General features: G+C 54.6%; 1 protein-coding gene. It reads right to left on the reverse strand.

The window, feature by feature from the left end; translation table 11 throughout:
* On the reverse strand, positions 1-377 hold a 377-nt coding region (locus Q0779_RS23800), incomplete at both ends, for a tandem-95 repeat protein (protein ID WP_298776749.1).

A 377-nucleotide genomic window follows, 5' to 3' on the forward strand; every position in this document is an offset into this window, starting at 1 on the left:
ACATCCAACGTGATGTCACCGTTAAAGTTCGCATTGGGCGAGAACGTCACCGAGCCATCTTCATTATGCACTAACACCCCATCGGCGCCCGCGTAGCCGACACTCTCCACACTCACCGTACCGTCCACATCATGGCTGTTGGCCAGTAATTGCTCAGAGCTAATCGTCACTTGACCGTCTTCGTTCACTTGGTAACTGGTGCTGCCCGCCACGGGCACATCATTGATATCCGTCACCGTCACATCAATATTGGCTGGGGTCACCACCGTGCCATCGCTCACCCCAAAGTCCAGTTGCACCTCACCATTAAAGTTGTCATTCGGCGCAAACGTATACGTCCCGTCACCATTGTCAGTAAACACGCCCGCCGTGCCGGT

It is taken from the genome of uncultured Shewanella sp. (assembly GCF_947491715.1).
In the GTDB taxonomy this organism is placed as follows: domain Bacteria; phylum Pseudomonadota; class Gammaproteobacteria; order Enterobacterales; family Shewanellaceae; genus Shewanella.